General features: G+C 59.2%; 19 protein-coding genes. 12 read left to right on the forward strand and 7 right to left on the reverse strand.

Going from position 1 to position 21,797, the window contains the following annotated elements; genetic code table 11:
• The 6 genes from ACOMDU_RS03670 to ACOMDU_RS03695 all read right to left on the reverse strand — a co-directional run bounded on the left by ACOMDU_RS03670 (position 1) and on the right by ACOMDU_RS03695 (position 3,316).
• Complete coding sequence (locus ACOMDU_RS03670; RefSeq protein ID WP_421129092.1) at positions 1 to 246, reverse strand: ferredoxin-thioredoxin reductase catalytic domain-containing protein; 246 nt, start codon at positions 244 to 246, stop codon at positions 1 to 3.
• An 88-nt stretch (positions 247 to 334) separates the two neighbouring features.
• Positions 335 to 709, reverse strand: a complete 375-nt coding sequence (locus ACOMDU_RS03675) for a desulfoferrodoxin family protein (RefSeq protein WP_421129093.1) — start codon at positions 707 to 709, stop codon at positions 335 to 337.
• A 20-nt stretch (positions 710 to 729) separates the two neighbouring features.
• Positions 730 to 1,272 (reverse strand): rubrerythrin, encoded by a 543-nt coding sequence (gene rbr / locus ACOMDU_RS03680; RefSeq protein WP_421129094.1) that lies wholly within the window; start codon positions 1,270 to 1,272, stop codon positions 730 to 732.
• Positions 1,273 to 1,350: 78 nt separating this feature from the next.
• Positions 1,351 to 2,079: a Crp/Fnr family transcriptional regulator gene (locus ACOMDU_RS03685; protein WP_421129095.1), complete on the reverse strand. Its 729-nt coding sequence runs from the start codon at positions 2,077 to 2,079 to the stop codon at positions 1,351 to 1,353.
• Entirely contained in the window at positions 2,009 to 2,788 is a 780-nt protein-coding gene (locus tag ACOMDU_RS03690) for a DUF134 domain-containing protein (protein WP_421129096.1), read from the reverse strand. Before ACOMDU_RS03690 ends, ACOMDU_RS03685 begins: the two co-directional genes overlap by 71 nt.
• 108 nt (positions 2,789 to 2,896) lie before the next feature.
• The gene (locus tag ACOMDU_RS03695) at positions 2,897 to 3,316 is read right to left on the reverse strand and encodes a hypothetical protein (RefSeq protein ID WP_421129097.1); all 420 of its coding nucleotides are present in this window, start codon (positions 3,314 to 3,316) and stop codon (positions 2,897 to 2,899) included.
• 259 nt (positions 3,317 to 3,575) lie between these two features.
• Here ACOMDU_RS03695 and rpoB point away from each other — a divergent pair, with 259 nt between their 5' ends.
• From rpoB to tuf, 7 genes are all read left to right on the forward strand, one after another.
• Complete coding sequence (rpoB, locus tag ACOMDU_RS03700) at positions 3,576 to 7,253, forward strand: DNA-directed RNA polymerase subunit beta (protein WP_421129098.1); 3,678 nt, start codon at positions 3,576 to 3,578, stop codon at positions 7,251 to 7,253.
• A 20-nt stretch (positions 7,254 to 7,273) separates the two neighbouring features.
• Positions 7,274 to 11,056: a DNA-directed RNA polymerase subunit beta' gene (gene rpoC, locus ACOMDU_RS03705; protein ID WP_421129099.1), complete on the forward strand. Its 3,783-nt coding sequence runs from the start codon at positions 7,274 to 7,276 to the stop codon at positions 11,054 to 11,056.
• A gap of 237 nt (positions 11,057 to 11,293) precedes the next feature.
• On the forward strand, positions 11,294 to 11,539 hold the full coding sequence (locus ACOMDU_RS03710; RefSeq protein WP_022135055.1) for a ribosomal L7Ae/L30e/S12e/Gadd45 family protein: 246 nt from the start codon (positions 11,294 to 11,296) through the stop codon (positions 11,537 to 11,539).
• Between the two features lie 88 nt (positions 11,540 to 11,627).
• Positions 11,628 to 12,044: a 30S ribosomal protein S12 gene (gene rpsL, locus ACOMDU_RS03715; RefSeq protein WP_022135056.1), complete on the forward strand. Its 417-nt coding sequence runs from the start codon at positions 11,628 to 11,630 to the stop codon at positions 12,042 to 12,044.
• Between the two features lie 136 nt (positions 12,045 to 12,180).
• Positions 12,181 to 12,651: a 30S ribosomal protein S7 gene (rpsG, locus tag ACOMDU_RS03720; protein ID WP_421129100.1), complete on the forward strand. Its 471-nt coding sequence runs from the start codon at positions 12,181 to 12,183 to the stop codon at positions 12,649 to 12,651.
• A gap of 30 nt (positions 12,652 to 12,681) precedes the next feature.
• The gene (gene fusA, locus ACOMDU_RS03725; RefSeq protein ID WP_421129101.1) at positions 12,682 to 14,790 is read left to right on the forward strand and encodes an elongation factor G; all 2,109 of its coding nucleotides are present in this window, start codon (positions 12,682 to 12,684) and stop codon (positions 14,788 to 14,790) included.
• Between the two features lie 108 nt (positions 14,791 to 14,898).
• Positions 14,899 to 16,101 carry an elongation factor Tu gene (gene tuf, locus ACOMDU_RS03730; protein WP_421129102.1) on the forward strand — a complete coding sequence of 401 codons (1,203 nt, stop codon included), beginning with the start codon at positions 14,899 to 14,901 and terminating at the stop codon, positions 16,099 to 16,101.
• Between the two features lie 126 nt (positions 16,102 to 16,227).
• Here the strand turns inward: tuf and ACOMDU_RS03735 are convergent, their stop codons facing one another.
• Positions 16,228 to 16,680 (reverse strand): DUF4830 domain-containing protein, encoded by a 453-nt coding sequence (locus tag ACOMDU_RS03735; RefSeq protein WP_421129104.1) that lies wholly within the window; start codon positions 16,678 to 16,680, stop codon positions 16,228 to 16,230.
• Between the two features lie 80 nt (positions 16,681 to 16,760).
• Here ACOMDU_RS03735 and ACOMDU_RS03740 point away from each other — a divergent pair, with 80 nt between their 5' ends.
• The 5 genes from ACOMDU_RS03740 (at position 16,761) to ACOMDU_RS03760 (ending at position 21,748) form a co-directional block, all read left to right on the forward strand.
• Complete coding sequence (locus ACOMDU_RS03740; protein WP_421129105.1) at positions 16,761 to 17,474, forward strand: pseudouridine synthase; 714 nt, start codon at positions 16,761 to 16,763, stop codon at positions 17,472 to 17,474.
• 151 nt (positions 17,475 to 17,625) lie between these two features.
• Positions 17,626 to 18,720 carry a PucR family transcriptional regulator gene (locus ACOMDU_RS03745; RefSeq protein WP_022135730.1) on the forward strand — a complete coding sequence of 365 codons (1,095 nt, stop codon included), beginning with the start codon at positions 17,626 to 17,628 and terminating at the stop codon, positions 18,718 to 18,720.
• A gap of 242 nt (positions 18,721 to 18,962) precedes the next feature.
• On the forward strand, positions 18,963 to 19,640 hold the full coding sequence (gene ftsE / locus ACOMDU_RS03750) for a cell division ATP-binding protein FtsE (RefSeq protein ID WP_022135731.1): 678 nt from the start codon (positions 18,963 to 18,965) through the stop codon (positions 19,638 to 19,640).
• Between the two features lies 1 nt (position 19,641).
• Positions 19,642 to 20,526, forward strand: a complete 885-nt coding sequence (ftsX, locus tag ACOMDU_RS03755; RefSeq protein ID WP_022135732.1) for a permease-like cell division protein FtsX — start codon at positions 19,642 to 19,644, stop codon at positions 20,524 to 20,526.
• Positions 20,527 to 20,542: 16 nt separating this feature from the next.
• Positions 20,543 to 21,748: a murein hydrolase activator EnvC family protein gene (locus tag ACOMDU_RS03760; RefSeq protein ID WP_421129106.1), complete on the forward strand. Its 1,206-nt coding sequence runs from the start codon at positions 20,543 to 20,545 to the stop codon at positions 21,746 to 21,748.
• Positions 21,749 to 21,797: the final 49 nt, after the last annotated feature.

The following is a 21,797-nucleotide window of genomic DNA, read 5'->3' on the forward strand; positions in this document are numbered from 1 at the left end:
TTAATCCTGCAAGGATTTGTAATAGAGCATACAGTGGCAGAATCCCTCGAAGCCCGGATCTGCAATTTGATTCTTAAACTCCTGGCACATACAGTTGGTCGCCTCTGTGCGCTCCCTGCGGCAGGGACAGTATCCGCCAGTGCGCTTGAGCCCTTCTCTGATGGTATTGACGATCTCCTGATCGGGATTGAGCTTGATTTTCATGTTCGCCACCTCTTTCTTGTTTCTTGATCGTGGCTTTATCATACCGCAGGACAAAGCCTTTTTCTGTGACGAGGTCACATTGATAAAAAAATCCGGTGCTTTTTGAGCACCGGATTTTTAAGAGGATGAATTATGCTTTCCACAGACTGTGGAGGTTGCAGTAGGCGTAGACCGCTTCGACTTCATCGCCCTCGCAGAGAGCGAAGCAGACCTCCGGATTCTCGCCGGGACGCAGTTCCTTGCGCTGGTTGCCCTGTTTGGTGTGGAGAGAGACCCACTCGATGTAGTGTTCCGGCAGCATGGGATGCTCCACGGAGCCGACCTTGACATGGACGATGCCGTTTTCCACAGTCCAGACAGGGACGTGCTTCTCCACGGCGGCGTCGGTGGTGCCGGGGATGATCTCGCTCATCGGCTCACCGCAGCAGATGACGGGAACGCCCGTGTCCTTGACCTTGGCAATGATGTTGCCGCAATGCTTGCAAATGTAAAACTTCTGCTCCATGATTCGTTCTCCTTTTCTCTTTAATAGTTTTCCGCGTGAATTTCAAAGTAGCTCTGGGGATGGTTGCAGGTGGGGCAGACCTCGGGTGCCTTCTCGCCGACGACGATGTGACCGCAGTTGCGGCACTCCCATACCTTGACCTCACTCTTGGCAAAGACCTGCGCCGTCTCCACATTGTGCAGCAGGGCACGGTAGCGCTCCTCATGGTGCTTTTCAATGGCGGCTACCAGGCGGAAACGCTGGGCCAGCTCATGGAAACCTTCCTCGTCGGCGGTTTTGGCAAAGCCGTCGTACATATCCGTCCACTCGTAGTTCTCGCCCTCAGCGGCGGCGAGAAGATTTTCGGCAGTGTCGCCAATGCCGTTCAGCTCTTTGAACCACAGCTTGGCGTGTTCCTTCTCATTATCAGCGGTTTTGAGGAACAACGCCGCGATCTGCTCGTAGCCTTCCTTCTTGGCCTTGGATGCAAAATAGGTGTACTTGTTGCGCGCCTCGGACTCACCGGCAAAGGCAGCCATCAGATTTTTTTCGGTTTGAGTACCTGCGTATTTCGTTTCTTTCATGGTCGACGCTCCTTTCAGCTTTTCTGCTTTTATTGTACCAAATTTATGATTTCTTTCTGTGACAAGGTTACATTTTTTTTATTTTAGGCGATTTAGTCTGTTCTTATCCCGCAGCGTGATTGCGCCTCGTCTTAGTTCCACAAGCCCGTCCTCCGAGAAGCTCTTGAGCATCCGCGCCACCGCCTCCCGCGCCGAGCTGATGTGCTGGGCGATCTGCTCATGGGTCATGCGTATCGTGTCGGAGCCGGTACGCTCCGCTTCGACAAGGAGAAATTCTGCCAGTCGCCGATCCAGCCCCTTGAACATGATCTGCTGCATCGCCCACATCACATCAGAAAACCGTTTCGTTGCCAGTTCATAGAGGAAGCAGCGGACATGAAGATTTTTCTCTTTGAGCGCAGCGATGACATTTGCAGGGATAATCAGAACCTCCGTATCCATTCCTGCGGTCATTTGCGTATCAAAGGTGATCTGACTGATCACACAGGAGGCAGAAAGCACGCATAGTTCGCCCGGATACAGGCGGAACAGCGTTACCTCCCGCCCCTCCTCGGAGAGAAGATAGGTGCGGATCTCGCCGGAAAGGACGAACAGCATTCCGAGACATTCGTTGTCGCTGCTGTGTATGAACGCGCCCTTTTCATAATGACGGACAAAGGCACTTCGGTGCAGCGTTTCTTGCTCCTGCTCGGTCAACGATGACCAGAACGGGAGCTGTGTCAGTGTGCGTTCCATATCAATGGCAGCTATGCTTGCCGCAGCCGTGGTCACCGCAGGTGTGACCAGCCTCTCCGTGCTCGTGGTCATGGTGGTCACAGTGAACATTGGGATCGTAGCCCAAACTTCCGCTGAGCAATGCGCTCACCGCCGCATCAGCGTCCCCGCTGACACCGCCGTAGAGCTTGATACCCGCTTCGGCCAGAGCTGCCTGCGCACCGCCGCCAATGCCTCCGCAGATCAAAGTGTCCACGCCGTTCTGCATCAGGAAGCCTGCCAGTGCGCCGTGACCGCTGCCGTTGGTATCAACAACTTCCGCATGCGTGATTTTGCCGTCCGCAGCTTCATAAAGCTTGAACTGTTCCGTGTGACCGAAATGCTGAAAGATTTGACCGTTTTCATAGGTAACTGCAATTTTCATAATGGAATCTCCTTCGCATTTTTTGTTGGATTTTTCTGTGTTGGCTCTCTGCATCCGGCAGCAGCGGCCGCAGTGGACTGCCTCCTGTCCTCCGCAGATGCGGTAGTTTCCTCCGGTGATGTGCAGCGGTTTCCCGTGGACAAGACACGCTGCGATCTTGCGCCGTGCGACTTCGTAAATCTCCTGCACGGTAGAGCGGGAAATGTCCATCTGTGCGGCACACTGCTCGTGGGTTTGCTGCTCCAGGTCAACCAGTCGAATGACCTCGTATTCGTCCAGCGTCAGCAGGATCGGCTCGGTATCCTTGTACCCGTTGGGGCGGAAGGTATCGACTTGTGGTGCGCCACAAATCCGACGGCACCGTGGCGGTCTTGGCATGGGCACACCCTCCTTCGTTTTCGGTATATACCGATTATAGCACTTTGGGAAGGAAAAAGCAATATTCTTTTCAAAAGCCCCCGTCCCGCCGCAGCGACGCTCCCCGTTTCAGCGTTTCTTCCGTTTTCTCTTGCCATGGGTCATGGTCGTTTTCCCGCGCCGGCTGATGGGAGTTTTCAGGTGCTTGGACAGCTTTAGAACCTCGATCAAGTTGACAAACTGTTCCATTGTGATGGCATCGTAATCAATCCCCAATGTAGCAAGCAATGCTTTTGCTTTCTTTTCCTCGGAGCTTCCATCAAAGTTCATCGCATCCTGCAACAGGTTCTGCATATTTTCTGCAAAGGAGATTTCATCCGCAGTCATGGAGTCGGGATGATGCTGCTCACGAATATCGCGGAGGATATGAGTTTGAGTTTGAGCAATGATGCACATATCGAGACGGTCGCGCGGCTGGAACGCTGTGTATAACAAAAGAAAACCCGCCCGTGGGGTCTTCCCGCGGGCGAGTTTTTCGTTATAATACAAAGATCCACCGGAAAAACCGGTGGAAAACCCATTGACAATATGGAAAAAAATTGGTATAATGACTTGCTTTATATTGGGAAAGTGGCGGCATAGCCCCACTTTCATCTATGTGCAGTATACCATCTCCGCCGGCAAAGCACAAGGGGTTGTGGTCAAAATGAACCAACAGACCCGTGCGTATCGCGACGGAGCGCCCCCGCGGCCTCACAGGTCAGCGGCTGCGGGAGGGAAATAAGAACAGAAAGGCGTGATCGTAGAGATGGCGAAAGACAAGTACTACGGCAAGACCCTGCGAAAGAACTTTGCCCGCCACGAGGAAGTCATGGCAATGCCCAACCTGCTGGAGATCCAGAAGAAGTCCTATCAGTGGTTCCTGGATACCGGCCTGCGCGAGGTGTTTGCCGATGTGGCCTCTATCGTGGACTATGCCGGTAATCTGGAACTGAGCTTCATTGATTACAGCATGGACGAAAAGCCCAAGTACGACGTGGAGGAGTGCAAGGCGCGCGACGCCACGTATGCCGCCCCCATGAAGGTGCTGGTGCGCCTGCACAACAAGGAGACCGGCGAGATCAAGGAGAACGAGATCTTCATGGGTGACTTCCCCCTGATGACCCACGGCGGCACCTTCGTCATCAACGGCGCCGAGCGCGTGGTGGTCAGCCAGATCGTCCGTTCCCCCGGCATCTATTACGGCAAGGAGATCGATCTGAAGACCGATCTGCCGCTGCTGACCAGCACCGTCATCCCTTACCGCGGCGCGTGGCTGGAGTACGAGACCGACACCAGCGAGGTGTTCTGGGTCCGTATCGACAAGAACCGCAAGCTGCCCATCACCTGCCTGATCCGCGCCCTGGGCCTGAAGACCGACGCGGAGATCCTGGAGCGCTTCGGCGATGACCGCCGCATCGTGGCTACCCTGGAAAAGGATACCTGCAAGACCTATGAAGAGGCCATGCTGGAGATCTACCGCAAGCTCCGCCCCGGTGAGCCCCCCACGCTGGACTCTGCCGAGACGCTGCTGCAAAACCTGTTCTTCGACCCGCGCCGCTATGACCTGAGCACCGTGGGCCGGTACAAATTCAACAAGAAGCTGACCTTCTGGACCCGCGCCAAGGGTCAGAAGCTGGCCATGCCCGTGGCCGATCCCGCCACCGGCGAGATCCTGTTCGAGGACGGCCATGTGCTCACCGCCGACGACTGCACCCTGCTGGACACCGTGGGCGTGCCTGAGGTCAGCGTCACGCTGGACAGCGGCGACACCATCCGCATCTTTACCAACAAGATGTGCGATATGCGCCACTATGTGGACTTTGATCCCCGTGAGCTCTGCGGCATCAAGGAGCGCGTGCGCTTTGATGTGCTGCAGGAGCTGCTGGGCAAGTACAGCGGCGACGAGCTGGTGAAGCAGTGCCGCCTCCACGCCGACGATCTGGTGCCCAAGCACATCATCGTGGACGACATCTTCGCGTCCATCAACTACATGAACGCCCTGGCCCACGGTCTGGTGACCAAGGACGATATCGACCACCTGGGCAACCGCCGCCTGCGCTGCGTGGGTGAACTGCTGCAAAACCAGTTCCGCATCGGCTTCAGCCGCATGGAGCGCGTCATCCGTGAGCGCATGACCATCCAGGATCTGGATATCGTCACGCCCCAGAGCCTGATCAACATCCGGCCTGTCACCGCGGCCATCAAGGAGTTCTTCGGCTCCAGCCCCCTGAGCCAGTTCATGGACCAGACCAACCCCCTGGCCGAGCTGACCCACAAGCGGCGTCTGTCCGCCCTGGGCCCCGGCGGTCTGAGCCGTGAGCGCGCCAACATGGAGGTCCGCGACGTCCACTATTCCCACTACGGCCGTATGTGCCCCATCGAGACCCCTGAAGGTCCCAACATCGGCCTGATTTCCTATCTGGCCACGTATGCCCGTATCAACGAATACGGCTTTATCGAGGCACCCTTCCGCGCCGTGGATCACGAGACAGGTCACGTCTCCGACGACATCACCTACATGACCGCCGACGTGGAGGATCAGTTTGTGGTGGGCCAGGCCGCCGAGCCGGTGGACAAGAACGGCTGCCTGACCAACGAGCGTATCACCTGCCGCCACCGCGACGAGATCGTGGAGGTCCCCCGCAGCGGCGTGGACTATATCGATGTCTCTCCCCGCATGATGGTGTCCATCGCCACGGCGATGATCCCCTTCCTGCCCAACGACGACGCCAACCGCGCGCTGATGGGCGCCAACATGCAGCGTCAGGCCGTGCCGCTGCTGAAGCCGGAGGCCCCCATCGTGGGTACCGGCATGGAGCACAAGATCTGCCTGGACTCCGAGGTGGCCGTGCTGGCCGAGGGCGACGGTGTCGTCACCAAGGTGGATGCCACCAACGTCTCCGTCAAGTATGACAGCGGCGAGACGAAGGACTATAAGCTCATCAAGTTCCTGCGCTCCAACCACGGTACCTGTATCAATCAGAAGCCTATCGTCTCTGTGGGCGAGCGTGTCCACGGCGGCGACGATCCCACCGTCCTGGCCGACGGTCCCGCCACCGATCAGGGCGAGATCGCCCTGGGCCGCAACATCCTGGTGGGCTTTATGACCTGGGAGGGCTACAACTACGAGGACGCCGTCCTGCTGAACGAGCGCCTTGTCAAGGAGGACGTCTACACCTCCATTCATATCGAGGAATACGAGATCGATGCCCGCGATACCAAGCTGGGGCCGGAGGAGATCACCCGCGATATCTCCAACGTGGGCGAGGACGCGCTGAAGGACCTGGATGAGCGCGGTATCATCCGCATCGGCGCCGAGGTCCACGCCGGCGACATCCTGGTGGGTAAGGTCACGCCCAAGGGCGAGACGGATCTGACCGCCGAGGAGCGCCTGCTGCGCGCCATTTTCGGCGAGAAGGCCCGCGAGGTCCGCGATACCTCCCTGAAGGTGCCCCACGGCGAAAGCGGCATCGTGGTGGACGCCAAGGTGTTCACCCGCGAGAACGGCGACGAGCTGAGCCCGGGCGTCAACGAGGTCGTCCGTGTCTACATCGCCCAGCGCCGCAAGATCCAGGTGGGCGACAAGATGGCCGGCCGTCACGGCAACAAGGGCGTCGTTTCCCGTGTGCTGCCCCAGGAGGATATGCCCTTCCTGCCCGATGGTACCCCGCTGGATATCGTGCTGAACCCCCTGGGCGTGCCCAGCCGTATGAATATCGGTCAGGTGCTGGAGGTCCATCTGGGCTACGCGGCCAAGACTCTGGGCTGGAAGGTGGCTACGCCCATCTTCGACGGCGCCACCGACAAGGACATTGCGGAGGCTCTGGAGCTGGCCGGCCTGGATCCCGAGGGCAAGAGCTGGCTGTACGACGGCCGTACCGGCGAGCGCTTTGACAACAAGGTCACCGTGGGCTATGTCTACTTCCTGAAGCTGCACCACCTGGTGGATGATAAGATCCACGCCCGTTCCACCGGCCCCTACTCCCTGGTCACCCAGCAGCCTCTGGGCGGCAAGGCGCAGTTCGGCGGCCAGCGCTTCGGCGAGATGGAAGTCTGGGCGCTGGAGGCCTACGGCGCCAGCTACACCCTGCAGGAGATCCTGACCGTCAAGTCCGACGATGTGACCGGACGTGTCCGCACCTACGAGTCCATCGTCAAGGGCCACAACGTGCCCACGCCCGGTGTGCCGGAGTCCTTCAAGGTGCTGGTCAAGGAGCTGCAGTCCCTGTGCCTGGATATCCAGGTGCTGGATGCCGACGGCAACCAGATCGAGCTGAAGGAGGACGAGGACGCCCTGGATACCTTCAACCTGGCCCGTATGGATGCCGACAACGAAAGACAGAACCGCTACGCCGACGAGGATGAGCTGGCGGATGCGGGCTTCGACTACGTCGCCGACGAGGAAGTGGACGCTTCCTATGACGACGAAGGCGACGAGTTTTAAGGAAAGGGAGGAGCTGAATTATGAGTTACGCAACCTTTGATGCCATCAAGATCGGCATTGCTTCTCCGGAAATGATCCGCGAGTGGTCCTACGGCGAGGTAAAGAAGCCCGAGACCATCAACTACCGTACTCTGAAGCCCGAGCGCGACGGCCTGTTCTGTGAGCGCATTTTCGGGCCGACGAAGGACTGGGAGTGCCACTGCGGTAAGTATAAGAAGATCCGCTATAAGGGCAAGATCTGCGACCGCTGCGGCGTGGAAGTCACCCGTGCCAAGGTCCGCCGCGAGCGTATGGGCCACATTGAGCTGGCTACCCCCGTCAGTCACATCTGGTACTTCAAGGGTATCCCCTCCCGCATGGGCCTGCTGCTGGACATCAGCCCCCGTATCCTGGAGAAGGTGCTGTACTTCGCCGCCTATATCGTCACCGATCCCGGCGAGACGCCTCTGGCCCAGAACCAGATCCTCTCCGAGAAGGAATACCGCGATATGCGCGAGAAGTACGAGGACGACTTCCGCGCCGGCATGGGCGCCGAGGCCGTGAAGGAGCTGCTGCAGCAGATCGACCTGGAGCAGCTGAGCGAGCAGCTGCACACCGAGCTGAAGACCACCTCCGGCCAGAAAAAGGCCCGCATCGTCAAGCGCCTTGAGGTGGTGGACGCCTTCCGCCTGTCCGGCAACAAGCCGGAGTGGATGGTCATCGATGTGCTGCCCGTCATCCCCCCGGAGATCCGTCCCATGGTGCAGCTGGACGGCGGCCGCTTCGCCACCAGCGACCTGAACGACCTGTACCGCCGGGTCATCAACCGCAACAACCGCCTGAAGCGCCTGATGGAGCTGAAGGCCCCCGATATCATCGTCCGCAACGAGAAGCGTATGCTTCAGGAGGCAGTGGACGCCCTGATCGACAACGGCCGCCGCGGCCGCCCTGTCACCGGCGCCAACAACCGCGCCCTCAAGTCCCTGAGCGATATGCTCAAGGGCAAGCAGGGCCGTTTCCGCCAGAACCTGCTGGGCAAGCGCGTGGACTACTCCGGCCGAAGCGTTATCGTGGTCGGTCCCGAGCTGAAGATCTACCAGTGCGGCGTGCCCAAGGAGATGGCTGTGGAGCTGTTCCGCCCCTTCATTATGAAGAAGCTGGTGGAGGATGGCAGCGCCAACAACATCAAGTCCGCCAAGAAGATGGTGGACAAGGGCCGCACCGAGGTGTGGGACGCGCTGGACGAGATCATCAAGGACCACCCCGTCATGCTGAACCGTGCGCCTACGCTGCACCGCCTGGGCATTCAGGCCTTTGAGCCGGTGCTGGTGGAGGGCCGCGCCCTGAAGCTGCATCCCCTGAACTGCACGGCCTTCAACGCCGACTTCGACGGCGACCAGATGGCTATCCACGTTCCCCTGTCCGCCGAAGCACAGGCCGAGGCGCGTCTGCTGATGCTGTCCGCCAACAACCTGCTGCGTCCCCAGGACGGCGGCCCCGTCACCGTGCCTACGCAGGATATGGTGCTGGGCTCCTACTACCTGACCTTCGAGCGCTTCGAAAACGGCTGCTGCCAGATGACCAATGACGAGTACTGGCCCGAGGGCGTGGACTTCGCCCTGGCCGGCAAGACCTACGATGAGCTTACCGAAGAGGAGAAAGCCTCCGTCCACATGAACATCTACCGCGATGAGGACGAGGCGCTGATGGCCTACAACGAGCACATCATCGGTATCCACCAGCCCATCTGGGTCCGCGTGACCAAGGAGCTGAACGGTGTGAAGGTCAGTCATGTGGTCCGCGCCACCGCCGGCCGCATCATCTTCAACCGCAACATCCCCCAGGACCTGGGCTTTGTCAAGCGCTTCAACGAGGACGGTACACCCTCCGACAAGTTCTTTGACTACGAGATCACCGAGACCTGCGGCAAGAAGCTGCTGGGCAAGATCGTCGACAAGACCATCAAGCAGTATGGCTTCACCATCGCTGCCGAGGTGCTGGACAACATCAAGGCCACCGGCTACAAGTACTCTACCCGCGGCTCCATCACCATCTCCATCGCGGATATGACGGTGCCCAAGGCCAAGTACGAGCTGATCGACGAGACCGAAAAGCGCGTGGTGGAGATCGAGGATCAGTACAACATGGGCTTCATCACCGACGAGGAGCGCTACAAGCTGGTGGTCCGCGAGTGGGAAAAGACCACCGCCGACGTTACTGACGCCCTGACCGCCAACATGAACAAGTACAACCCCATCTTCATGATGGCGGACTCCGGCGCCCGTGGTTCCATGAAGCAGATCCGTCAGCTGACCGGTATGCGCGGCCTGATGGCCAACACCGCCGGTAAGACTATCGAGATCCCCATCAAGGCCAACTTCCGTGAGGGCCTGTCCGTGCTGGAGTACTTCACCTCCAGCCGAGGCGCCCGTAAGGGCCTGGCCGATACGGCCCTCCGTACCGCCGACTCCGGCTATCTGACCCGCCGCATGGTGGATGTCTGCCAGGATGTCATCATCCGCGAGGCCGACTGCGGTGTGGAAAAGGGCATCGTGGTGTCTGAGATCAGCGAGGGCGGTCAGGTCATCGAGAAGTTCTCCGAGCGCATCAAGGGCCGCTTCCCGGTCCGCGATATCCTCAAGCCCGGCACCGACGAGGTACTCATCTCCAAGGATCACATGATGACCGAGGACGACGCCGCGCTGATGGAGTCCTTCGATATCCACTCCGCCGAGATCCGCACCGTGCTCACCTGCCGTGCCCACAGCGGTATCTGCGCCAAGTGCTACGGTATGAACCTGGCCACCAGCAAGCCCGTCGGCCCCGGCGAGGCGGTCGGCATCATTGCCGCCCAGTCCATCGGCGAGCCCGGTACCCAGCTGACCATGCGTACCTTCCACACCGGCGGCGTGGCCGGCGGCGACATCACCCAGGGTCTTCCCCGAGTGGAGGAGCTGTTCGAGGCCCGCAAGCCCAAGAAGATGGCCACCATCGCCGAGATCGGCGGCAAGGTCCGCTTCGAGGAGGCTACCAAGGGCAGCCTGCTGAATATCATCATCACCGCCGATGACGGCGATACCCGCACCTACGCGGTGCCCCACACCGGCCTGCTGGTGCAGGACGGCGAGGTCATCGAGAAGGGCCGTCAGCTGCAGGACGGCGCACTGAACCCCCACGACGTGCTGCGTATCCGCGGCGCCTCCGCGGTCCACAACTACCTGATCCAGGAGGTCCTGAAGGTCTACCGTCAGCAGGGCGTGGATATCAACGATAAGCACATCGAGGTCATCGTGCGCCAGATGATGCGTAAGGTCCGCGTGGAGGATGCCAACGACGCCGAGGGGCTGCTCTCCGGCGCTATGGCCGACGTGATGGAGGTGGAGGACGCCAACGCAGCGGTCCGCGCCCGTATCGCCGCCGGCGAGAAGCGTGAGGACGGCGAGGAGCTGCAGGAGGCCACCTACACCCAGCTGCTGATGGGTATCACCAAGGCCTCTCTGGCAACAGACTCCTTCCTGTCCGCCGCCTCGTTCCAGGAGACCACCAAGGTCCTGACCGAGGCCGCCATCAAGGGCAAGGTGGACCACCTGGTCGGCCTGAAGGAGAACGTCATCATCGGCAAGCTTATCCCCGCCGGCGCCGGCCTGACCGCTTACCGCCAGCTGGCGGAGGAGATGGTCCCCGAGACCGAGGCCGAGAAGAAGGACGAGGCCGAGGCCATGCACACGGAGGTCCCCGCACCTGTGGAGGCGCCGGCGGACATGGACGAGACGGAGCTCCCTGAGAGCGACGGTCCCGAGACGGACACCGGCGACGCGCTGTAAGCCGAAACCGAACATCTGAAAGAGGAGGCCCTCCGGCCTCCTCTTTTCACCGGACGCCGGAAGCGCATCCGGGGTAGCTTTTCGTGATATCTTCCGAAATTATCCGTGGAATTTCAGTGGAATTCACAAACTTTCCCGCGAAACACACTTGACGCTTCCGCGCAGCTATGCTATAATTTCAAATTGCGCGGGAATTGCCCGCGGGATTTGTTATGCGACGACAGGAGGAGAGCGCCTGTGCCCGGAGAACTGACCGCCAAGGGAAAAGTCGTGGGCTTGAAGCAGACCCGTCGTGCCCTTGTCCAGGGTGCTGCCGCCCACGTCTATCTGGCCTGTGACGCCGATCCCCGGCTCACCGATCCCCTGCGCGCCCTGTGCGCGGAAAAGGCCATCCCCTGTGACAGCAGCATGACGCTGCGGCAGCTGGGTACTGCCTGCGGTATCGCCGTGCCTGCCGCCGCTGTGGCCGTCCTGAACGGCTGAATAACGTTCCATCCGGAATAGATACCCTCTGTTCCGTGGAAAAATAAAGGGACATACGTCCCACAAATCTTACGAAAGGAGAAACCAAATGCCTACTTTTAACCAGCTGGTCAAGCAGGGCCGGAAGAAGAGCACCTACAAGTCCAATTCTCCCGCTATGCAGAAGGGCCTGAATACGCTGAAGAACAAGGAGACCGACCTGAGCTCTCCCCAGAAGCGTGGCGTCTGCACCGCCGTCAGAACTGCGACCCCCAAGAAGCCCAACTCCGCGCTCCGTAAGATCGCCCGTGTGCGTCTGACCAACGGCTACGAAGTCACCGCCTACATCCCCGGCGTGGGTCACTCCCTGCAGGAGCACTCCGTCGTGATGATCCGCGGCGGCCGTGTCAAGGACCTGCCCGGCGTCCGTTACCACATCATCCGTGGTACGCTGGATACCCAGGGTGTGTCCGGCCGTATGCAGGCCCGTTCCAAGTACGGCGCAAAGCGCCCCAAGAGCAAGTAAAACTTGCAGCATGAGCTTTGCCGAAAAGGTTTCTTATATACTATATATAAAAATACCTCTTTGGCAGGCCGTACAACAGCCTTCGCAAGCTGTTGAGTACCTGTGAAATCATATTTTTATGAAGGAGGGAAGCATAGTGCCCAGAAGAGGTAATGTTCCCAAGAGAGAGATCTTGCCCGATCCTATGTACAACTCCGTGCTGGTGACCAAGCTGGTCAACAGCATCATGTTGGACGGTAAAAAGGGCGTCGCCCAGAAGGTCGTTTACGGTGCCTTTGACATCATCAAGGACAAGACCGAGAAGGATCCTCTGGAAGTGTTCACCCAGGCGATGGAAAACATCATGCCCAGCCTGGAAGTCAAGGCCCGCCGTGTGGGCGGTGCCACCTATCAGGTCCCCATGGAGGTTCGTCCCGCCCGTCGTCAGACCCTGGGTCTGCGCTGGCTGACCAACTACTCCCGCGCCCGCGGTGAGCGTACCATGGCCGAGCGCCTGGCCGGCGAGATCATGGACGCCGCCAACAACACCGGCTCTGCCGTGAAGAAGCGCGAGGACACCCACAAGATGGCGGAGTCCAACAAGGCTTTCGCCCACTTCCGCTGGTAATCATACCAACGACACAAAAAGGAGAACGGTATGCCGAGAAAGGTTACACTGGAAAACACAAGAAATATCGGCATCATGGCACACATCGATGCAGGCAAGACCACGACCACAGAGCGTATTCTGTACTACACGGGCGTGAACTACAAGCTGGGTGAGACGCACGAGGGTACCGCTACCATGGACTGGATGGAGCAGGAGCAGGAGCGTGGTATCACCATCACCTCCGCCGCGACCACCTGCTACTGGAAGGGCTCCAAGGATCAGTTCCCCCAGACGCGTATCAACATCATTGACACCCCGGGCCACGTGGACTTCACTGTTGAGGTGGAACGTTCTCTGCGTGTGCTGGACGGGTCTGTCACCGTCATGTGTGCCAAGGGCGGTGTGGAACCCCAGTCCGAGACTGTGTGGCGTCAGGCCGATCACTACCATGTCCCCCGGATGATCTACGTCAACAAGATGGACATCACCGGCGCGGATTTCTATCACGTGCTGGACATGGTGCACGACCGGCTGAAGGCCAACGCCGTCCCCATCCAGCTGCCCATCGGGAAGGAGGATACCTTCAAGGGTATCATCGACCTGGTGGAGATGGATGCCGATATCTATTACGATCAGTTGGGCAAGGATATGCGCGTGGAGCCTATCCCCGAGGATATGGTCGACCTTGCCAACGAGTACCGCGAGAAGCTGCTGGATGCGGTCTCCATGTTCGATGATGAGATCATGGAGCTGTATCTGGAGGGGAAGGAGATCCCCACCGCCAAGATCCGTGCCGCCATCCGCCAGGCCACCTGTGCCGTGGAGATGGTGCCCGTGGTTTGCGGCTCCAGCTATCGCAACAAGGGCGTACAGAAGCTGCTGGACGCCATCGTGGATTATATGCCCGCTCCCACCGATGTCCCCGCCATCAAGGGTGTCAACCCCAAGACCGACGAGGAAGAGGAGCGCAAGTCCTCCGATGACGAGCCGTTTGCAGCCCTGGCGTTCAAGATCATGACCGACCCCTATGTGGGCCGCCTGAGCTTCTTCCGTGTCTACTCCGGCACGCTGACCACCGGTTCCTCGGTCCTCAATGCCACCAAGGGCAAGCGAGAGCGTATGGGCCGCATCCTGCAGATGCACGCCAACCACCGCGAGGATATCGAGTCCGTCTACTCCGGTGATATTGCCGCCGTGGTGGGTCTGAAGAATACCACCACCGGCGATACCCTGTGTGATGAGAAGCATCCCATCATCCTGGAGTCCATGGAGTTCCCGGAGCCTGTGATCCGCGTGGCCATCGAGCCGAAGACCAAGGCCGGTCAGGAGAAGATGAGCGTCGCTCTGGCCAAGCTGGCCGAGGAGGACCCCACCTTCCGCACCTACACCGACGAGGAGACGGGCCAGACCATCATCGCCGGTATGGGCGAGCTGCATCTGGAGATCATCGTGGACCGCCTGCTGCGCGAGTTCAAGGTGGAGGCCAATGTGGGCGCGCCCCAGGTGGCGTACAAGGAGACCATCCGCAAGGCTGTGGATCAGGATACCAAGTATGCCCGCCAGTCCGGCGGTAAGGGCCAGTACGGTCATGTGAAGATCCACGTGGAGCCCAACGAGTCCGGTAAGGGCTACGAGTTTGTCAACGCCGTGGTGGGCGGCGCCATCCCCAAGGAGTATATCCCCGCTATCGATGCCGGTATCCAGGGCGCCATGCTCTCCGGTACCGTGGCCGGCTATCCCGTGGTGGATGTCAAGGTCACCCTGTTCGACGGTTCCTATCACGAGGTGGACTCCTCCGAGATGGCGTTCAAGATCGCCGGTTCCATGGCCTTCAAAGAGGCTATGCGTAAGGCGGATCCCACGCTGCTGGAGCCCATTATGAAGGTCTGTGTCATCGTCCCCGACGAGTACATGGGCGATGTGATCGGCGACCTGAATGCCCGGCGCGGACAGATCCAGGGCTATGAGATGCGTTCCGGCGCACAGCAGATCGACGCGTTCGTGCCGCTGGCCGAGATGTTCGGCTATGCCACCGACCTGCGTTCCCGCACCCAGGGCCGTGGTCAGTACACCATGGAGCCCAGCCACTATATCGAGCTGCCCAAGGGCCTGCAGGAGAAGCTGATCGCCAAGCGCACCGGCCGGGAAAATTTCTAAAACCGTATTTTACGATTGATTTTCCCACCAAAATACTGTAAAATGGCAGTGTTAGATTGTAACGCTGCCCCACACACGATACAAAAATGTTAAGGAGGATCATTTCAAATGGCTAAGCAGAAATTTGAGAGAACTAAGCCCCACGTTAACATCGGCACCATCGGTCACATCGACCATGGTAAGACCACCCTGACCGCGGCCATCACCAAGTATCTGGCTCTGCAGGGCGGTGCTGAGTACACCGATTACGCTTCCATCGATAAGGCTCCCGAAGAGCGCGAGCGTGGTATTACCATCAACACCGCTCACGTGGAGTATGAGACCGCCAAGCGTCACTATGCGCACGTTGACTGCCCGGGCCACGCCGACTATATCAAGAACATGATCACCGGTGCTGCCCAGATGGACGGCGCTATCCTGGTCATCGCCGCCTCCGACGGCCCCATGGCTCAGACTCGTGAGCACCTGCTGCTGGCCCGTCAGGTGAACGTGCCCTCCGTGCTGGTCTTCCTGAACAAGTGCGACCAGGTCGACGATGAGGAGCTGCTGGAGCTGGTGGAGATGGAAGTCCGCGAGCTGCTGGACTTCTACGGCTTCCCTGGCGACGAGACCCCCATCATCCGCGGCAGCGCTCTGAACGCTCTGGTTTCCGAGTCCACCGATCCCAACGCTCCCGAGTATGCCTGCATCAAGGAGCTGATGGACGCTGTTGACGAGTGGATCCCCACCCCCGACCGCAAGGAGGATATGCCCTTCCTGATGCCCGTCGAGGACGTGTTCACCATCTCCGGCCGTGGTACCGTGGCTACCGGCCGTGTGGAGCGTGGTAAGCTGAACCTGAACGAGAAGGTCGAGATCGTCGGTCTGTCCGATGAGAAGCGCGAGACCACCGTTACCGGTATCGAGATGTTCCACAAGCTGCTGGATTACGCTGAGGCCGGCGATAACATCGGCGCCCTGCTGCGTGGTGTTGCCAAGACCGAGATCGAGCGCGGCCAGGTCCTGTCCAAGCCCGGTTCCATTCATCCCCACACCAAGTTCGTTGGCCAGGTCTACGTTCTGACCAAGGACGAGGGCGGCCGTCACACCCCCTTCTTCAACAACTATCGTCCCCAGTTCTACTTCCGTACCACCGACGTGACCGGCGTCATCACCCTGCCCGAGGGCACCGAGATGTGCATGCCCGGCGATAACGTCGACATGAAGGTCGAGCTGATCACCCCCATCGCTATCGAGAACGGTCTGCGTTTCGCTATCCGTGAGGGTGGCCGTACCGTGGGTTCCGGCGTCGTCATCGAGATCGACGAGTAATCTGACCCCACAGGGACAAAGCCAATTAAAAAGAGGAAGCCGTAAGGCTTCCTCTTTTTTGCCAATGTTCGAAAACAATTTGTATAATTCTGACGAGATATGTCAAAATATATTCTGATTTGCGATCTATACCGCGGGATATGTCAGTCCGTGCTGGAAGCCGCCCTTCCCGGTGGCCACAACGTCCCCGCCGATAAGCGTATCACCGCACAGGTACAGGTTAGCCTGCACGCCCCCGTCCATTCCGGGATAGTTGGTGATGCGGAATGTGTAGCGCCGTATCGGCTGTCCCGCAAAGTCTGCAAAGGGGAGGCCCTGTTCGGTCTGCATGGCGGCGTAGTCGCCCCAGGTGTCGCCCAGGCTCTGGGGAAGCTGCAGGTCCAGCGTCTCGATCGGATCAGGCTCCACCTGCCAGCCCAACTGCTGTAAATAGTCCGCCATTTCTGCGGTGTCGGCAAGTGTAATGGTATTTTCCTTGTCAGAGAAGCACCCGGCTAACACCACGGTTACGGCAGCGATCACCATAAATGACACCGCCATAACGGCAATGCGCCGTTTGGATATATGTAATATCATCATATTCATCACCTCATAATTACCTATTTTCAATCTGATGAGAATATGCTATCATAGGGTAAAAATCCGAAAGGAGGCGGCCTATGGAGCGTCTCGACAAGCTGCTGGCGGGCACTGGGAAGTGGTCCCGCCGGGAGGTGAAAGCGTTGGTACGGCAGGGCCTGGTGCGTGTTGACGGCCGGCTGGCCGCCTCCGCCGAGGACAAGCTGGACCCGGCCGCGGCCATCATCACCGTGGCCGGCGAGACCATCTCCCTCTGCCGCTTTACCTATGTTATGCTGCATAAGCCCGCCGGCGTCCTCACCGCCACCGAGGACAGAAAGCAGCCCACGGTCCTGGACCTTCTGCCGCCGGAGCTGCGCCGCATTGGTCTTGCCCCGGTGGGCCGGCTGGACAAGGACACGGAGGGCTTGCTGCTGCTGACCAACGACGGCGAGCTGGCCCACCGGCTGCTGAGCCCTAAATACCACGTGGACAAACGCTACCTCGCCCGGGTGGACGGTGAACTGTCAGCGGCAGATACGGAGGCATTTGCCCGCGGGATGACGCTGGGGGACGGGCTGGAATGCCTGCCCGCCGGGCTGGAGGTTCTGCCTGACCGCGTGTGTATCGTGACGCTGCGGGAGGGGAAATTCCACCAAGTCAAGCGGATGCTGGCAGCCCGCGGCGCGCCGGTGCTGTATCTGAAGCGGCTGTCCATGGGGCCTCTGACATTGGATGACTCCTTGGCTGCCGGAGCGTACCGTTTGCTGCGCGCGGAGGAGATATTAGCGTTATACCGTGCATGTGGTCTGTGATTTTTTTGACATAACCGCAAAAAACGCAACAAGTTTTTTGTGGAAAAGAGAAAAAAACGCTTGCAAAATCGTGATTATGACGATATAATAGGAGCAACGACTGAGCAGATTGCACAAAGTACCGTCGCGGGATTTGCGGGAGGATCACGTTATGTCCGGCAGAATTTTTCAGAACTCTGTACTCCAATTCAAAGAGACCACCGACCGTACCATCGGCGTGATCGATGCCGAGGGCACCGTTATCGCTTGCAGTGAGCTGACGGCCATTGGCAAGCGATGGAGCAAATATGTGGAACCTATCGTTTCGGCGGACGGCACCTGCGTGGCGCTGGAGGGCAAGTGCTTCAAGGCGTTGCCCAGCTGGGGCAACACCTTTGACTATGCCGTGTTCGCCACCGGCGATGACAGCATGAGCCGCACGGTGTGCTCTATGGCCGCCGTGGCGCTGAACGCCGCCAAAAACTACTATGAGGAGAAGCACGACAAGGGCTCCTTCATCAAGAACATCATTTCCGATAACATCCTCATCAGTGACATCTATATGCGGGCCAAGGAGCTGCACGTGGATGCCGAGGTGGCCCGCGGCGTGTTCGTGGTGCGCCCGGTGGACGATCGGCTGGACACCGTGCCCGTGGATGTGGTGCAGGGCTTGTTCCCTGACCGGCAGAACGACTTTGTACTGAGCGTAGGTGAGCACGACGTGGCGCTGATCCACCAGATGGGGGAGGATGCCACCGCCAAGGATATGGAGGAGGTGGCTCTCCGCATCGAGGAGGCCCTGCGCGCCGATGGAGAGAGCCGCGTGTTCGTGGGCATCGGCACCCTGGCCCTGCATCTGCGTGACCTGGCCAAGAGCTACAAAGAGGCCCAGATCGCCATCGAGGTCGGCAAGGTGTTCGATACGGAGCGCTACGTCATCAACTACGAAAATCTGGGTATTGGCCGGCTGATCTATCAGCTGCCCACCACCCTGTGCGAGATGTTCCTGCAGGAGGTGTTCAAGAAGAACCCCATCGATGCACTGGACCAAGAGACGCTGTTCACCATCTACAAGTTCTTTGAGAACAACCTGAACGTATCCGAGACGGCGCGTAAGCTGTTTGTCCACCGGAACACGCTGGTCTATCGTCTGGAGAAGATCAAGAAGCTGACCGGCCTGGATCTGCGGGAGTTCGATGACGCCATCACCTTCAAGGTCGCCCTGATGGTCAAGAAGTATCTGACCAGCCGCGGCATCGACGCATAAGTACATATACAGAAAAAAGAGCGCCCTGTGGGGCGCTCTTTTTGCGCGATGCCGCAGAAACTTCCTTTTTTAGGAACTTTTGGGGTGGGAGGACCGTCTAAAGAACAAGCAATGCGCGGCGGGGCAAATTCAAAATATTTTCATATCTTTCCTGTTGCCATTTTGTAACTATTTATATATAATGGTATTTGTGGTCGTATTTGGCCACAATATGTTGCATTTTGACGGACAGGAGCGTTGCTATGATTCGTTTAATAGACGCTGAGAAGGTATACGACAACGGGACGCGCGCGTTAAAGGGCGTTTCCTTTACCGTGGACGACGGAGAATTCGTCTTTCTGGTGGGGCCCTCCGGCTCCGGTAAGTCCACCATCATCAAGCTGATGACCGGTGAGGTGGTGCCCACCGCCGGCCGCGTGATGGTCAACGGCTTTTCCATGAGCCGCATCGCTGAAAAACAGATCCCCTATATGCGCCGGACGATCGGCGTGATCTTCCAGGACTTCCGCCTGATCGGCAATAAGACCGTGCGGGACAACCTGGCGCTGGCCATGCGGGCGGTGGGGGCGTCTCCGCGAGAGCTGAAGAACCGCATTCCCTATGTGCTGGAGCTGGTGGGGCTGGCGGACAAGGAGAACAGCTATCCCGACCAGCTCTCCGGCGGTGAGCAGCAGCGTGTGGCCATTGCCCGGGCGCTGGTGAATAACCCCAGCACCATCGTGGCGGACGAGCCCACCGGCAACCTGGATCCGGGCCGGTCGCTGGAGATCATGACGCTGCTGGAGCGCATCAACGCCCTGGGAACCACGGTGATCGTGGTGACCCACGAGAGGGGCCTGGTCAACCACTTCAACAAGCGGATCATCCTGCTGAACGACGGGCAGGTCATCGGCGACGGCCTGGGCAGCTACGAGGTGTGATATGAAGCACGATTTTAAATTTTTCGTCAAAGAAGGCGCGGGCAATATGTTCTCCCACGGGTTCATGTCCTTCGCCGCCATCGGCGTTACCGTGGCGTGCCTGCTCATTATGGGCACATTCACGCTGGTGGCCTACAATGCCAACGAAAACCTGGCGGACCTACAGCAGGAGAACGCCATCGTGGCCTTCGTGGACGAGACGCTGGAGGAGAGCGAGGCCCGGGCCCTGCAAACACAGATCGAGAGCACGGAGAACGTGGCTGATTGTACCTTCGTCTCACGGACGGAGGCCCGGGACGCCTACGTGGAGAAGTACGATGACGGCGGTGTGTACGGCGACCTGGACGCCACGGTGTTCCGCCATCGGTTTGTGATACACGTCACGGATCCGAACCGAATCATGGAGACAAAGACCGCAGTGGACAATATCCCCGGCATTGACAAGGCCCGCGCTGACGAGGCTGTGGCCAACGGCTTTACCACAGTCCGCAACGTGGCCGGCGTCATCTCTGTCGCGCTGATCGCCATACTGCTGCTGGTGTCGGTGTTCATCATCAGCAACACCATCAAGCTGACGACATTCGACCGGCGGGACGAGATCGCCATCATGAAGATGGTGGGTGCCACCAACGGGTTCATCCGCTGGCCCTTTGTGTATGAGGGACTGCTGCTGGGCCTGTTCAGCGCGGTGATCGCCTTTGGCCTGCAATGGGGGCTGTATGCCGCCGTGGCGCAGGGCATCGCTAACTCCGACAGCCTGCAGATACTGAACGTGGTGCCGTTTACGAGAATATGGCAGTTCGTGGCCCTGGTGTTCCTGGGCACGGGTATTCTGGTGGGTGTGGGCGGCAGCCTGACCGCCATACGCCGGTTCCTCCGGGTGTAAAGAAAGGAGCGCTTGCATGAAGAAACCGAAACGTATTCTGTGCGCCGTGCTGGCACTGCTGATGCTGCTGGGTGCGGCCGCCGCCGTGTCCGTCCGACCGGCTTATGCGACCAAGACCGAGGCTGAGCTGGAGGAGGAGCAGCGCAAGGCGGCACAGGTGGCCGCATTGGAACAGAAAAAGAAGGAGCAGCAGGAAAAGCTGAAGGAACTGGAGAAGCAGATCGCTGAGGCCAAGGCCAAGAAGAACGACGTGATGGCCACCAAGAATTTGCTGGACCAGCGGAACCAGCTGCTGCTGGAGCAGATCGACGATACCCAGAACCAGATCGACGACGCCGCGGCGCAGATCGCCCGGTATGAGCTGCTGGAGGAGGAGCAGTACACACTGTTCTGCCAGCAGGTCCGTGAGGAGGAGGAGCGAGGCAGCCTGAGCTATCTGTCGGTGCTGTTCAAGGCCACCAGCATGGCCGACCTGCTGAACCGCATGGAGTTCGTCAACGAGGTGGCGGAGTACAACAAGAGAATTATCTCCGCCCTGCAGGAGACGCGGGAGAACATCAAGGCCGAGAAGGTGGAGATGGAGGCCAAGGAGACCCAGCTGAGTGAGCAGCAGGACGAGCTGCAGGGCAAGCTGGACGAGACCACCAAGCTGATGAACGAGTATGCCGCCGACCAGAAAGCGTTGGAGCAGCTGCATGACGCGGAGGCAAAGGCGGCTGATGAGATCGACGCGCAGCTCGAGCAGCTGATCGCCGACTCCGACGTGGTGCCCAGCAACGAGGGCTTTATCTGGCCCGTCAGCACCAGTAAAAAGATCAGCTCGCCCGTCGGCTCCCGCGTGGCCCCCGGCGGTTTCGGCAGCACCAACCACAAGGGTGTGGATATCTGCAACGTGTCCTATACCAGCAGCGTATATGCCGTCAAGAGCGGTAAGGTGATCCTCACCAATACCAGCGGTTGGGGCGGCGGTTACGGCAACTATGTGGTCATTGACCACGGCGGCGGCCTGACCACCCTGTACGCCCATTTGAGCGTGGTGAAGGTGTCACAGGGCCAGACTGTCTCGCAGGGTACCGTGATCGGCGTCACCGGCAACACCGGCGCCTCCACCGGCCCGCATCTGCATTATGAGGTCCGCACCACCACCGTGGTCAACGGTGTGAGCAAGATCGTGTACCAGAACCCGCTGAACTATCTGGCGGGCTACATCAAAGCCTGGTAAATAATGACATATTGAAAATGCTGTTCCATAGAATGGAACAGCATTTTTT

The sequence above is a fragment of the Vescimonas sanitatis genome (genome assembly GCF_049060325.1).
GTDB classification, from domain to species: domain Bacteria; phylum Bacillota; class Clostridia; order Oscillospirales; family Oscillospiraceae; genus Vescimonas; species Vescimonas sanitatis.